Consider the following 12834-nt stretch of genomic DNA (forward strand, 5'->3'; position numbering starts at 1 on the left):
CCGGATGCACACCACACAGCCGTTTGAATTCTTCTGGTTTGAGGTTCTTTACCTTTTCGTAGCTCATAGATGTCAAGAAAGCTCTCAGCTACTTTTCCCACGCTCATGGGACTTTTGCAAGAGGTCTAGGGTGTATGTATTCAAAATCCTTACACTCCCCCTATGTTCCTACCATATACACACAAGTCAAAAACTTTCGTGTTCAACCACATCCCGCCTAGAACTAAAGTTCCAGGCTCATAGCCAAAGTCCACAAAGCGTGGACTGGAAGACATTTTTGGTTGAGTCATCTTCAGATGACTTGCGCTATGAGACTCGGAATTCATTCCGAGGCGGGACAGATGCACTCAACGAAGATTTATTTGTGTGTACACGGTAGCCTATACCCTCACACCCTTACATCCCTACACCCATTCTCAACAGACAAACTTTTTGCGTAAATCCTCATGGGTAAACTTCATCACATCGAGTATAAAGGGTGATTACGAATTACTTTTTTGATGTTGGGGTAATGTGTGTTCAAATTTTTCACGAAACTTGACTATTTGCTTAAAGAAACCTTTTTGGGGTTATTGCGTGGCGGGTGGATGAATTGGGCTGCTGTTAGCACTGTGGCGGTATTATTATTTTTGTTTGGCTTGAGTCTACAAACTTCTTGGCAAGTCGAAAAACTTCTAAATCAATTTGGTAGCCAATTGGAGGTTTCCGTATATTTAGAACCGGGAATAGACGCTAAAAGCATCGAACATTTGGTAGTGAAAATACCAGAAGTTGTGGCGATGCAAACGGTTACTAAAGAAGAAGCTTGGACAAAATTAGTCAAGGATTTGGGAATTGCGGATATTGACGGTGCGACTCAGCAGCTAGGGGAAAATCCTTTAGTGGATGAGATGAAGGTAAAAGCGCGTAACTCTCAAGCTGTGCCAGTTTTGGCTACAAGTTTGGCGAAATTGCGGGGAGTTGATACGGTGCAGTATGTGGATGAAGCGGTTAAGCGCATTGCTCAGTTGCATCGAGGGTTGAACTGGTTTACTTTGACAATTACTAGTATCCTGACTTTAACTGCGATCGCTGTTACTACTACCACCATTCGCCTCATTGTCTTGGCGCGAAGGCGGGAAATTGAAATTATGCAGCTAGTCGGCGCAACTTCCGCCTGGATTTACCTACCGTTTATTTTACAAGGAATTTCCTTTGGTTTAGTTGGTGGTGCGATCGCGTGGAGTTTCATTTCCGTAATTGAACAATTTTTGGGCAAATTACTCGCTAATCAACCAGAGTTTATCAAATTCCTGGCCAATGGTTTGCAACTTGCGCCCACACAAATCTTATTATTACCTTTGATTCTCTTAAGTTTCGGCGCAACGGTAGGATTAATAGGAAGCTTATTTGCTGTACATCGATTTGCTAAGGCTTAGTCGTATGTTAATGGTTATCGATTATTTTGAGTCAGTGACCATTGACTATTGACCATTGACTATTGATTATTGACTAAATAACATGACAACTCAATGGGAATGTTTATTAAAAAATCTCGGTGAATGGCAAGGTTCATTCACGCGATTTTCACCCCAAGGTACACTTTTAGAAGATATTAAAAGTGTTGTTTCTTTTGAGGGATTAAACGAAAATAAAACTATGCGTCAAGTTGTCCGCCGAGAAGGACAAGAAGATTTAGTTTTAGAATATAGTTCTTTAGCTAAGAGTATACTTTTCTTTGAAAATGGCGCTTTTTCCCAAGGTTCTATTCAATTAGCACCATTTACAGAATTTGGTGCAGAACTCGGTTTAATTTACGAAAATCGCCGCATTCGGTTAGTGCAGTTATTTGATAAAAACGGTCAATTAGATAAAATAACTTTAATTCGAGAACATTTAGCCGGAACCGCACCAGTAGAAAATCCTCCCTTATCGGTAAATGATTTATTGGGAGAATGGCACGGTGAAGCAATTACAATATATCCTGACTGGCGATCGCCTGATACTTTCTCTTCAACTTTAAAATTACATCTAGATGACACTGGACGATTAGTGCAGAGTTTGACTTTTGGACAAAGAACCATCACTTCAACAGCAACTATCAAAGGTTCTCTCATTCACTTTGACCAAAATCCCCAAAATCAGGTGCAAGTTTTACTATTACCTAACGGTGCTTCCGCAACTTCACCCTTGCAAGTAAAGTTACGTCAGCCCTTATTTTTAGAAGTTTGTTGGTTAATTCAGCCTAACTTACGCCAGCGTATGATTCGCACCTATAACGATAAAGGTGAATGGGTAAGCCTAACTTTAGTGACTGAACAAAAGGTGTAAAAGTGGTTGTAAAAGTAAGTCCTGATTAATAATTCCATTGATTAAGAATCATAAATTGATTCTCCAGACAATAGCTTGCGGCTTCTAGATTGGCAATTGCCTTGACAATTGTTTGATAGGTCATATTCTTAGATACTACAAAATCTTGATAAACCGCCAAAATGCCTGGATTAGATGGATTTGCTTGATGTAACCCTTGAAAATCATTACAGTTACGGGTAAGCAGCACACGTCCATCTTGTCTCGCATAATCTAAAACAACTACATTGGATAGAATATCAGCCTCTATATCCAAGTATGACTACAAAAAATAATTATGAATTGCCCTTTGTGTTCCAACTAAATGAGCGCCCCAATGAATTTCAAAATGAAACTTCCATTCCCATACTGTTTCCATAAAATAACTCTGCTCGTAAAGTATAAGACCTCTTTTTAGGTCTTGATAAATGTCATTTAAATCATCGATGAAACTGTTGAGTACAGGTTGATTATCTTCTATATTCAGTGGTTCAAATACATCCCAATAATTATCAATAGGTAATATCTGAAAACGCCTATAAATACTACTTATTTTGTAAGATGAGCGAATATTGTCTACTTCTTTGCCACAATTAATATCAGGTAAATCAATTTCTAGTAAATCAATTATACCTAGATGAAGTTCAGCCAAAAGCTTTCGAGCCGTTATCATGTCCTGCTCTGGATTGCTGCTAGAAGTTTCTGCCCAATCACAATACTTACGAACAGTCTCAGCAAATTTTTTAATTTTTGTTTTTGTATCTAAATTAGACAGTTCCATGTGGAAATTTTTGCCTATTACAAAATACATTTTATTTTTATTCAAAAGAAGAGATAAACTATGAATATCTATTTGTTTCTCTTGAATGTTTGCCAAACTTCTCCTAACTTTGACCTTACTGCTATCCAACCTAATGGTAGATTAGCCAGTTGAGTCACAGAAGGGTCAAGTTCAACAATTCTTCTGAGCGACATAACTTTAGCATCAGAGTCTCTAACTGTCTCATTTGTATGGAATTGCCAAGCACCATCCTCTTCATCATGACTGACATATAAGATTGGTTTGCCTTCTATGACTTGAAGAGTCGTAATCACAGCTACATTTGGTGGATCATCAAATAGCCAGTCACTCATAGCTTATATCTGTCTCATCAACAGTTGGTAAGTAGAAATCTAGTAATATAGCAATCCTAAATCATTTGTGAAATTCTCTTTCTTCTCTTTTCTCTCTTTCTTTGTGTCCTTTGCGTCCTTTGCGGTACCCTTCGGGAAGCCGCTTCGCGTCTACGTTAAAAAGAATATTTTTTACAAATCCGATAGGATTGCTATAACAATAACTCAATTGACAGGAATGCTTGGTAAGTAGAAATCTAGTAATATAGCAATCCTAAATCATTTGTGAAATTCTCTTTCTTCTCTTTTCTCTCTTTCTTTGTGTCCTTTGCGTCCTTTGCGGTACCCTTCGGGAAGCCGCTTCGCGTCTACGTTAAAAAGAATATTTTTTACAAATCCGATAGGATTGCTATAACAATAACTCAATTGACAGGAATGCTCCACCTTAAATCAATCTTGTAAATGAATACTATCAATCAAAAGAATAACCAGCAAAGAAAATCTCACGCGGCTGGTTGTCTGCATAAACAATAATGTATCTTGCTGAACCTCTATCAATACTGTCCCAAAATTGATTTCTGCCATTAGGATTAGTATTACCAAGAAGTACGGACTGAATCATGTCATGAGTGGGTTTCTCAGTACCGAATAAAGTCATGAGTTCTGCTGGAGGTAGTAGAAAAGCAGTGTTAAAAACTTCGCCAAGTATTTGATAAAATTCTTCTCCTCCTCCTAACGCCTCTTCAAACTCATCTCTTGAAAGTGGACATGGCCTATCATCAACTCGTAGAATATCAAGAATTGAACGTGTTCCATCTACATCAGAGGCTTCTAGTGCTGCTTCAATGGATATATGCTGCGCTCCAGGAGCAGGAGAATTTTCTGTAATCGGAAAATCAAGCAATGGTATTGCAGGATTATATCGACCCGCTTGAAATTCTCTTTGGCGGAGTGTTTGTAATGCTGCATTCAGATCAGGTTGATAATCTGTGTAGTACCAGTAAACTTCTGCACCCATAGAAATTGGTCACTAAATTTCAAGAATGAGCCACATCATGCCCTACATTCTTACACCAAAGAACAGCGACGCTGCAATGCTTTTTGGAGTAAAGTTTGATATTCTTCATCGTCAATACCGTAAGCGCCAAAGCGTTCTAAATGTGGGTTCATCATTTGAGCATCAAACAGGACAAATTGTTTTTGACGCAATCTTTCTACTAACTTAACCATCGCTACTTTTGAGCCTTCGGGAATGCGGTAAAACATTGATTCGCCAATAAAAGCACCGCCAATCACAATTCCTAAAATACCGCCTGCGAGTTCATCACCTTGCCAAGTTTCAAAACTGTGAGCAAAACCGGTTTCATGTAGTAAAAAGTAAATTTCTTTTAATTCATCTGATATCCAAGTTGTTTCTCGGTTCGCACATCCATCCACAACAGCCGGAAAATCGCGGTTAATCGCTACTGTAAACCGTTCTTGATTCAAAACACGCTGCAAAGACTTAGGATAGCGGAATCGCTGATCTAAAGGAATCAAAGTACGATCGCGGCTACCATACCAACCCAAGCCATGATCGTCATCAGCCATGAGAAAATAACCTTGAGCATAGCCTTGAATAACAGCAGCGATATCATATTGCATAGATCAAACTAAAAATAAAAAATATCAGAGGAACGCAATTTGATGCGATCGCCATCCTCTGCGCTCCTCTGGGATATATTAAGCGTCCCTCTGCGTTTACCAAAATGACACAACCAATCCCATCCATCACCCTACCACCAGCTAACAACCCTCTCCTTGAAGGTGAGTGGTTACAAGAGCGTTTGTTGCGGTGGTTAGATACAGAATTTATCCCCGAAGCAATCAACCAAAAAATTGCCCAACGCGCCGCGCAAATCTTTGTGCGTCAACGTATGGAAGGAGAAAACGACTTAGGATCTCTGGTAATTGCCATTGTCACAGAGATGCAGGCGTTTGATTTTTCCAAAAGCTTTTATGGAGAGTTTGCGATCGCTAACGCTGTCAGCGATCTACTCTTAGAAAGTCTGGGTATAGACCGTTGCTGTGGTCAATAATTTTGTCATTTGTCATTTGTCCTTAGCAAATAACCAATGACTTATGACAATGACTAATAACTACCAGCTAGACTTAACCACTCCAGGTAACAAACCTTCGTGCGCCCATTCCCGTAGAACGTTCCGAGACAGTCCAAAGTCACGGTAAACACCTCTGGGGCGACCAGTTACCCAGCAGCGATTGCGGCGACGGGTTGGCGCACTGTTACGGGGTAGTTGTTGAATTTTGCGGTGAGCGTCTAGTTTATCTTCTAGAGATTCTGCCTGTTTGAACTCTTCCAACAGAGTTTCACGCTTTTCGGCATACTTTGTAACTAACTTGGCGCGTTTTTTCTCGCGCTCAATCATACTTTTTTTCGCCATACATTCTAAATAAAGACAGCATTTTCCATTCTACAGTGTCCGAATCAATTCTAGGGATACTCTTGATATTGCCTAGCCTATCGTGATCACTTTGTCAGATGTAGGACATAAATCAGCCAACTGACAAGCGGCACAAGCGGGAGAACGGGCTTTACAAATAGCACGACCATGATAAATTAGCCGAATTGACCAATTTTCCCAGTCTGCTTGGGGTAATAACTTCATTAAATCTTGTTCAATTTTAATGGGTTCAGCATATTTAGTTAAACCCAAGCGCTGACTCAAACGCTTAACGTGAGTATCTACAGTTACTCCAGCATTGATACCATAAGCATGGGCTAAAACTACATTTGCCGTTTTCCGTGCTACACCAGGTAATTTTAATAATTGCTCCATTTGGTTAGGCACAATCGAATCAAACTCAGTCACAATCATCCGACAGGCGGCTTGAATATTTTTAGCTTTATTGCGATAAAAGCCTGTAGAACGCACCAAGTTTTCTAACTCTTCTAAATCAGCGTTGGCTAAACTGGCTGCATCGGGAAAACGACCAAATAAATCTGGTGTAACTTTATTGACTCGCTCATCTGTACATTGAGCCGAAAGAATCGTTGCAACGAGTAGTTGTACAGTTGTTGAGTAATTTAATGAACAAGTTGCATCTGGATAAAGATGCTTGAGGCGGTGGAGAATTTCTAACGCCCGTTGTTTTTTTGAGGGAGATTTGCGGGTAGTTGTCATAAAAAAGGCAAAAATAAAAAGGCAAAAGTAAAAAAAGCATTGCTGAATATGAGGATGAAAATTAAAAATTCAATCTCTCAAACTCTTATTCTCCGCGCCTCTGCGTCTCTGCGTGAGATCAAAATCATCCAACTAATCAGCAACGCCTAAAAAAATAATTGCCTATTTACTCAGAAATTAGTAAGTAAAAAATAAATTAGCCTGCACAAGCAGGCTTTGTGGGGGTAGCGTCAGACTTGAGTCTGAAAGGATGTCTAAAAACTTTTTGATGTTGATTTGAGACTTGTAGATCCCCTTAAATCCCACTTTTTAAAGGCTACGGCGTACACACAGATAAATGTTCGTTGAGTGCATGTGTCCCGCCTCGGAATGAATTCCGATTCTCATAGCGCAAGTCATCTCAATATGACTGAACGAGAAATATATTGCAGTCCACGCTTTGTGGACTTTAGCTATGAGCCTGGAACTTCAGTTCTAGGCGGGATGTGGTTGAACAAGAAAGTTTTTGACTTGTGTGTACAGGGTAGCTTTTTAAGGGGGCTAGGGGGGATCAGGCAAAATATTTAATACTTCTCAGACATCCTCTGAGCGCCTGAATTTTGCACCATTACTACTGGGTAGTTAACTGGATGGTTTCTTTGACAATTAAGAAAATGCCTAAGCCAAGAAGTAGCACCAAGCCTGTTTGCATTACACCTTCTTGAATGCGGCTAGGTAAAGGTTTACCACGCAAACCTTCAATTAACAGAAAAGCTAATTGTCCACCGTCTAATGCGGGTAAAGGCAAGATGTTGATAATGGCTAAGTTAATGCTGATAATTGCGGCAAAAGATAACAAATTTGTGCTGTCATCTGCGGCTAATTTTGCCCCAACTTTGACGATATTAACTGGCCCTGAAACTTGACCGATGGTTTGTTGAAAGTTAGTAATTAACTGCCCAAAACCGTTCAGCGTACCAATAAATAGTTGTTGAAAGCGGTTAGCAGCAATCCCAAAAATCTCGAAAGGACTATTAGGTTTACGAAAAATTGGTTTACCATTTGGCCCTAATTGAATCCCCACCAAGCCTTTACCATCAGCGCCTTGTGCTGGGGTTAATTTTAGGGAAACTTGTTGATTTTGCTGCTGAACTTTGAGGGCAATTTCCTGATTGGGATGAGTTTGAATTTCTTTGGTCAAGATAGCCGTGGCTTTGTCAGAAGCTGGGAGTTCTTGACCATTAACAGCTAGAACAATATCACCTTCTCTAATTCCGGCTTGATAGGCAATAGATTGTTCGTTAACTGGTTGAACAAGTACACCGGGTTGATAATTAAATTTTTCTGGTATGCCAACAATACCCAATTGGATAACTAGCACTAAATAAGCAAATATTAAATTTGCTATTACACCCGCACTGATGACGATCGCCCGATCTAAAACGGGACGGTTACGCAGCAGATTCGGGTCGTTGGGGGGAATTTCACTATCTGGGTCATCATCGGGAAAGCCGACAAAGCCACCCAAGGGAAAAGCACGGACAGCATATTCGGTTTCCGTTCCTTGGTATTTCCACAAAACCGGGCCGAAACCCAAAGAAAAGCGGTTAACATAAATGCCTTGAGACCTTGCTGCTACAAAGTGTCCCAGTTCATGTACCAAAATTAAAACAGCCAAGACTGCGATCGCTGCTAAAACTGACATAAAGCAAATTAGTCAAAATATTCGGATATATATGTTTATTGTAGTAGTTGGGGATGGTGTACACAGATAAATCCTCCAATTGCTGTTGAGCTTGATTAATTAGAATCAATATCCACAAATTGGATTGAAGATGTATTCTCGTCAAATTTTCTGCCGCCATCACCATTCAATCTTGCGTTTATCTGCATTCTATATTGAAGGAAAATTAGTATACTAAACTACTTTTGAATGAGTGCAATTACACAAACGAGCCGGATCGTTACCACAAACCGTAACTAATATTAAATTTTAAATACTCTTGACAGAAACTTTAAAAAGTAACTAAAAAATTGTAGTGAATAAACAGAGTAAATCTAGATAGATGTATTGAGACTAAATAAAATATTGCCAAATTGCTCACAATCTCATTGTCAAATAGTTCACTCTTATAGCAGAATTCGGGAGCCAGAAGTAAAACATTATGTCTCTCTATCTTGAGACATAGATTACGTACTTTAAGTAGAAATCCGCAATATATCTAAAATAATTAGCTGGCGAGTATTAAGTTAAACTGAGCGCAAAATAAATGGGACAAGGTTTTTTACAAATCGGCTTGACGCTGTGTCTTGTCATAGCGATCGCCCCAATTTTGGGAAGATACATAGGGCGTGTGTTTATGGGAGCGAGAACGTTGCTTGATCCCCTCATGAACCCAATCGAACACAGCATTTATCTAATAGCTGGTGTGAATAGAAAAGATGACATGACAGCCTGGCAGTATATCCGGGCGATTTTGTTCAGCAATATTGTCATGGCTATTTTAGTTTTCGGGTTGATCCATTATCAAAGATTTTTACCTTGGAATCCCAGTGGCTTTTTTTCCCCACATTGGCATACATTACTACACACTGTAATTTCCTTTGTCACCAACACCGATCAGCAACACTATACCCCCGAAACAACCCTGAGTTACTTCAGCCAAGTCGCAGCTTTAGGCTTTTTGATGTTCACCTCGGCTGGTACAGGTTTAGCTGTGGGGATCGCCTTTATTCGTGGGTTGACTAGCAAAAGGCTAGGAAACTTTTATGTTGACCTAATTCGTGGCATTACCAGGATATTACTGCCGATTTCTGTGATTGGGGCGATCGCCCTCGTGTTATTAGGCGTACCGCAAACCCTAGATAAACCATTGATTGTGGAAACTCTAGAGGGCAGCACACAATATCTAGCCAGAGGCCCTGTCGCGTCCTTTGAGATGATTAAAATGCTGGGTGAGAACGGCGGTGGTTTCTTTGCAGCGAATTCCGCCCATCCCTTTGAAAATCCCAATGGCGCGTCTAATTTAATCGAACTCATCGCTATGATTGCCATTCCCGCAGCCTTGATATTCACCTACGGGATGTTTGCCAAAAATCTCAAACAAGCTTGGCTGTTATTTTGGATGGTGTTTGCCGCTTTTGTGATTTTAGTTTGGGTGGCTGTCAGTGGCGAACTGCAAGGGAATCCCCTAGTTAACAGCACATTGGGCGTAGAACTGCCGAATTTAGAAGGCAAAGAAGTGAGATTTGGCGCAATTCAAACAGCACTCTGGGCAGTGACTACCACCGCCACCATGACTGGTGCAGTCAACGGAATGCATGATTCCTTAATGCCTCAAGGATTATTTGTGACGTTATTTAATTTATTTGTGCAAATAATCTGGGGAGGACAAGGAACAGGTATAGCTTACTTGCTGATTTACTTAATTCTCACCGTGTTCTTAACCGGATTGATGGTGGGACGCACACCGGAATTTTTGGGACGCAAAATTGAAAAGCGCGAAATCATCCTTGCCAGTGTGGTGCTGTTGATTCACCCCATCATGATTTTAATTCCCAGCGCGATCGCCCTAGCTTATCCCTTTTCCCTCTCAGGAATTACAAACCCAGGCTTTCATGGTATTTCTCAAGTAGTTTATGAATATGCCTCAGCCGCAGCTAATAACGGTTCCGGCTTAGAGAAACTAACTGATAATACCCTGTGGTGGAATTTAAGCACGGGTTTGAGTATGTTGGCTGGGCGCTATATCCCAATTATTGCCATCTTGCTATTAGCTGAGAATATGTCGCGCAAACCCATCACACCAGAAACAGCGGGAACACTCAAAACCGATTCATTAATGTTCACCACAGTTACAGCGGGTATAGTACTGATTTTAGGAGTATTAACATTCTTTCCCGTTTTAGCCCTAGGCCCCATCGCCGAAGGATTTAAACTAGCATCTGGCAGTTAGAAAAGTGCTGAGTTGAAAGTGCTGAGTTGAAGAATTTTCTTCTACCTCCTGCCTCCTGCCTTATACCTCCTCCCTTGCATTACTGAAGATATGAACCCAGTTGCACCTACCCCCAAATCAAAAACACCAAGAGCGCGTCCGAGCGATCGCCGTCAAGCCCGAAAAAAAGCCAAGATAAATAATCAAGTAATTTACATCAGGGCAATTAGGGATGCTTTTATCAAGCTGAATCCCAAAGCTGCGATCAAAAATCCGGTGATGTTTATAGTTTGGATTGGCACACTTGTTACCCTGGCTGTCACCATTGATCCCAACTTATTCGGCCCCACCCAACAGCGAAATCCTCAACTGTTCAACGGTATCCTCACCGGAATTTTGTTTTTTACAGTCTGGTTTGCTAACTTTGCCGAAGCTGTAGCCGAAGGACGTGGTAAAGCCCAAGCCGATGCGTTGCGATCGACACAATCAGAAACCATCGCCAAAAAACTCGCCGCCGATGGCTCAATTAGCGAGGTTCCTTCCACTAGTCTCCAACAAGGCGACAACATATATATCGTCGCTGGCGATATCATCCCCGCTGATGGGGAAGTGATTATGGGTGTCGCCTCGGTGGATGAATCCGCAATTACGGGCGAATCTGCACCAGTTCTCAAAGAATCAGGTTCAGATGTCGCTAGTTCCGTTACAGGTGGAACACGTATCATCTCTGACGAGTTAATCATCCGCGTCACAGCTGATCCCGGCAAAGGCTTTATTGATCGGATGATTACTTTAGTAGAAGGTGCAGAACGCAGCAAAACACCCAACGAAATTGCCCTCACAGTCTTACTAGCAGTATTAAGCTTAATATTTCTGTTTGTTGTCGCTACCTTGCCAGCATTCGCCTACTACGTTCAAAGTCCTGTCAGCATCCCAGTGTTAATTGCGTTATTAGTAGCATTGATTCCTACAACCATTGGCGGCTTACTCAGTGCGATTGGGATTGCAGGGATGGATCGAGTCGCTCAATTTAACGTTATTGCTACCTCTGGACGATCAGTGGAAGCCTGCGGCGATATCAACACTTTAGTTCTCGATAAAACCGGCACAATTACCCTCGGCAACCGTTTAGCCGAAGAATTTATCCCCATTAATGGTCATTCTATGCAGGAAGTGGCTTATATTGCCCTAATAGCCAGCATATTTGACGATACACCAGAAGGTAAATCCATTACTCGACTCGCAGAAAGATTAGGCGCACGACTAGATTTTGATCCCCACCAAGCCGCAGGAGTGGAATTTTCAGCCAAAACCCGGATGAGTGGGACAAATTTAGCCAATGGAAGAGAAGTCCGCAAAGGTGCAGTCGGTGCGATTAAAGGATTTGTGCTTTCCCGCAACGGCCGAGATACTCCAGAACTAGATGCTGCATATCAACGAGTTTCCCAACAAGGCGGTACACCTCTAGCAGTTTGCTTAGATCAAGAAATTTATGGTGTGATCTATCTCAAAGATATTGTCAAACCCGGCATTCGTGAACGTTTTTCCCAGTTACGCCGGATGGGTGTGCGGACTGTCATGCTCACAGGAGACAACCACATTACCGCATCTGTCATTGCCAAAGAAGCTGGTGTAGATGATTTTATTGCCGAAGCCACACCAGAAGATAAAATCAGCGTCATTCAACGAGAACAGGCTGAAGGCAAACTGGTAGCTATGACAGGGGACGGAACTAACGATGCTCCCGCATTGGCACAGGCAAATGTTGGTGTCGCCATGAATACTGGTACTCAAGCCGCTAAAGAAGCAGCCAATATGGTAGATTTAGACTCTGACCCTACCAAACTCATCGATATTATCAGTATTGGCAAACAACTGCTGATTACGCGGGGGGCATTAACAACATTTTCTCTTGCTAATGATATTGCTAAGTATTTTGCAATTATTCCGGTAATTTTTGCAGCTACTAACCTGCAAAGTCTGAATATTATGAATTTGACTAGCACAAATTCCGCTGTGCTATCGGCCTTAATTTACAATGCGTTGATTATTCCCGCTTTAATTCCTTTGGCTTTAAAAGGTGTGAAATTTAGACCCCTGACAGCAAATCAATTACTACAACGGAATATTTTAATTTATGGCTTAGGTGGTGTGATTACACCGTTTATTGCGATTAAGCTATTAGATTTGTTGATTACAGCAGTAGGTCTGGCTTAGAAAGGCAAAAGGTAAAAGGCAAAAGGCAAAAGAAGAAAAAAATTATTTTTTGCCCTGTTAGTCAGGGAAATTAGCAGATA

The 12834-nt window shown here is 41.1% G+C and carries 14 protein-coding genes; 5 read left to right on the forward strand and 9 right to left on the reverse strand.

What is annotated here, in order from left to right; genetic code table 11:
* Positions 1-149: 149 nt before the first annotated feature.
* The gene (locus IQ244_RS27815) at positions 150-290 is read right to left on the reverse strand and encodes a hypothetical protein (RefSeq protein ID WP_193899933.1); all 141 of its coding nucleotides are present in this window, start codon (positions 288-290) and stop codon (positions 150-152) included.
* A gap of 225 nt (positions 291-515) precedes the next feature.
* On the opposite strand from IQ244_RS27815, the gene IQ244_RS27820 reads away from it, so the two are divergent.
* A complete protein-coding gene (locus tag IQ244_RS27820; protein WP_193899934.1) occupies positions 516-1418 on the forward strand; it encodes a cell division protein FtsX in 903 nt (300 codons plus the stop codon).
* A gap of 82 nt (positions 1419-1500) precedes the next feature.
* A complete protein-coding gene (locus IQ244_RS27825; protein ID WP_193899935.1) occupies positions 1501-2310 on the forward strand; it encodes a DUF3598 family protein in 810 nt (269 codons plus the stop codon).
* A gap of 25 nt (positions 2311-2335) precedes the next feature.
* Here the strand turns inward: IQ244_RS27825 and IQ244_RS27830 are convergent, their stop codons facing one another.
* The 5 genes from IQ244_RS27830 to aat form a co-directional block, all read right to left on the reverse strand.
* Positions 2336-2605, reverse strand: coding sequence for a DUF5615 family PIN-like protein (locus IQ244_RS27830; protein ID WP_193899936.1), 270 nt, complete (start codon positions 2603-2605; stop codon positions 2336-2338).
* A gap of 6 nt (positions 2606-2611) precedes the next feature.
* Entirely contained in the window at positions 2612-3205 is a 594-nt protein-coding gene (locus IQ244_RS27835) for a DUF5063 domain-containing protein (protein ID WP_193899937.1), read from the reverse strand.
* Entirely contained in the window at positions 3178-3462 is a 285-nt protein-coding gene (locus tag IQ244_RS27840; RefSeq protein WP_193899938.1) for a hypothetical protein, read from the reverse strand. The genes IQ244_RS27835 and IQ244_RS27840 overlap by 28 nt, the downstream gene beginning before the upstream one ends.
* Before the next feature lie 451 nt (positions 3463-3913).
* Entirely contained in the window at positions 3914-4459 is a 546-nt protein-coding gene (locus tag IQ244_RS27845) for a hypothetical protein (RefSeq protein WP_193899939.1), read from the reverse strand.
* 50 nt (positions 4460-4509) lie between these two features.
* Positions 4510-5085, reverse strand: a complete 576-nt coding sequence (gene aat, locus IQ244_RS27850; RefSeq protein WP_193899940.1) for a leucyl/phenylalanyl-tRNA--protein transferase — start codon at positions 5083-5085, stop codon at positions 4510-4512.
* A gap of 104 nt (positions 5086-5189) precedes the next feature.
* Here aat and IQ244_RS27855 point away from each other — a divergent pair, with 104 nt between their 5' ends.
* A complete protein-coding gene (locus IQ244_RS27855) occupies positions 5190-5519 on the forward strand; it encodes a hypothetical protein (protein ID WP_015114727.1) in 330 nt (109 codons plus the stop codon).
* Between the two features lie 60 nt (positions 5520-5579).
* On the opposite strand, the gene rpsN is transcribed toward IQ244_RS27855, so the two are convergent.
* From rpsN to rseP, 3 genes are all read right to left on the reverse strand, one after another.
* Positions 5580-5882 (reverse strand): 30S ribosomal protein S14, encoded by a 303-nt coding sequence (gene rpsN, locus IQ244_RS27860; protein ID WP_193899941.1) that lies wholly within the window; start codon positions 5880-5882, stop codon positions 5580-5582.
* Between the two features lie 72 nt (positions 5883-5954).
* Positions 5955-6623, reverse strand: a complete 669-nt coding sequence (gene nth, locus IQ244_RS27865) for an endonuclease III (protein ID WP_193899942.1) — start codon at positions 6621-6623, stop codon at positions 5955-5957.
* Positions 6624-7233: 610 nt separating this feature from the next.
* Positions 7234-8307: an RIP metalloprotease RseP gene (gene rseP / locus IQ244_RS27870; protein ID WP_193899943.1), complete on the reverse strand. Its 1074-nt coding sequence runs from the start codon at positions 8305-8307 to the stop codon at positions 7234-7236.
* A gap of 565 nt (positions 8308-8872) precedes the next feature.
* On the opposite strand from rseP, the gene kdpA reads away from it, so the two are divergent.
* The gene (gene kdpA / locus IQ244_RS27875) at positions 8873-10558 is read left to right on the forward strand and encodes a potassium-transporting ATPase subunit KdpA (protein ID WP_193899944.1); all 1686 of its coding nucleotides are present in this window, start codon (positions 8873-8875) and stop codon (positions 10556-10558) included.
* A gap of 90 nt (positions 10559-10648) precedes the next feature.
* Positions 10649-12754, forward strand: a complete 2106-nt coding sequence (gene kdpB, locus IQ244_RS27880; RefSeq protein ID WP_193899945.1) for a potassium-transporting ATPase subunit KdpB — start codon at positions 10649-10651, stop codon at positions 12752-12754.
* Positions 12755-12834 lie beyond the last annotated feature (80 nt).

The sequence above is a fragment of the Nostoc sp. LEGE 06077 genome (genome assembly GCF_015207705.1).
In the GTDB taxonomy this organism is placed as follows: Bacteria; Cyanobacteriota; Cyanobacteriia; order Cyanobacteriales; family Nostocaceae; genus Nostoc_B.

What these genes read in the sequence shown, in the direction of transcription:
- rseP (WP_193899943.1), bottom strand. Translation starts at nt 8,307, where the DNA reads ATGTCAGTTTTAGCAGCGATCGCAGTCTTGGCTGTTTTAATTTTGGTA.
- kdpB (WP_193899945.1), top strand. Translation starts at nt 10,649, where the DNA reads ATGAACCCAGTTGCACCTACCCCCAAATCAAAAACACCAAGAGCGCGT.
- IQ244_RS27815 (WP_193899933.1), bottom strand. Translation starts at nt 290, where the DNA reads ATGACTCAACCAAAAATGTCTTCCAGTCCACGCTTTGTGGACTTTGGC.
- IQ244_RS27855 (WP_015114727.1), top strand. Translation starts at nt 5,190, where the DNA reads ATGACACAACCAATCCCATCCATCACCCTACCACCAGCTAACAACCCT.
- nth (WP_193899942.1), bottom strand. Translation starts at nt 6,623, where the DNA reads ATGACAACTACCCGCAAATCTCCCTCAAAAAAACAACGGGCGTTAGAA.
- IQ244_RS27825 (WP_193899935.1), top strand. Translation starts at nt 1,501, where the DNA reads ATGACAACTCAATGGGAATGTTTATTAAAAAATCTCGGTGAATGGCAA.
- IQ244_RS27845 (WP_193899939.1), bottom strand. Translation starts at nt 4,459, where the DNA reads ATGGGTGCAGAAGTTTACTGGTACTACACAGATTATCAACCTGATCTG.
- IQ244_RS27840 (WP_193899938.1), bottom strand. Translation starts at nt 3,462, where the DNA reads ATGAGTGACTGGCTATTTGATGATCCACCAAATGTAGCTGTGATTACG.
- aat (WP_193899940.1), bottom strand. Translation starts at nt 5,085, where the DNA reads ATGCAATATGATATCGCTGCTGTTATTCAAGGCTATGCTCAAGGTTAT.
- rpsN (WP_193899941.1), bottom strand. Translation starts at nt 5,882, where the DNA reads ATGGCGAAAAAAAGTATGATTGAGCGCGAGAAAAAACGCGCCAAGTTA.
- kdpA (WP_193899944.1), top strand. Translation starts at nt 8,873, where the DNA reads ATGGGACAAGGTTTTTTACAAATCGGCTTGACGCTGTGTCTTGTCATA.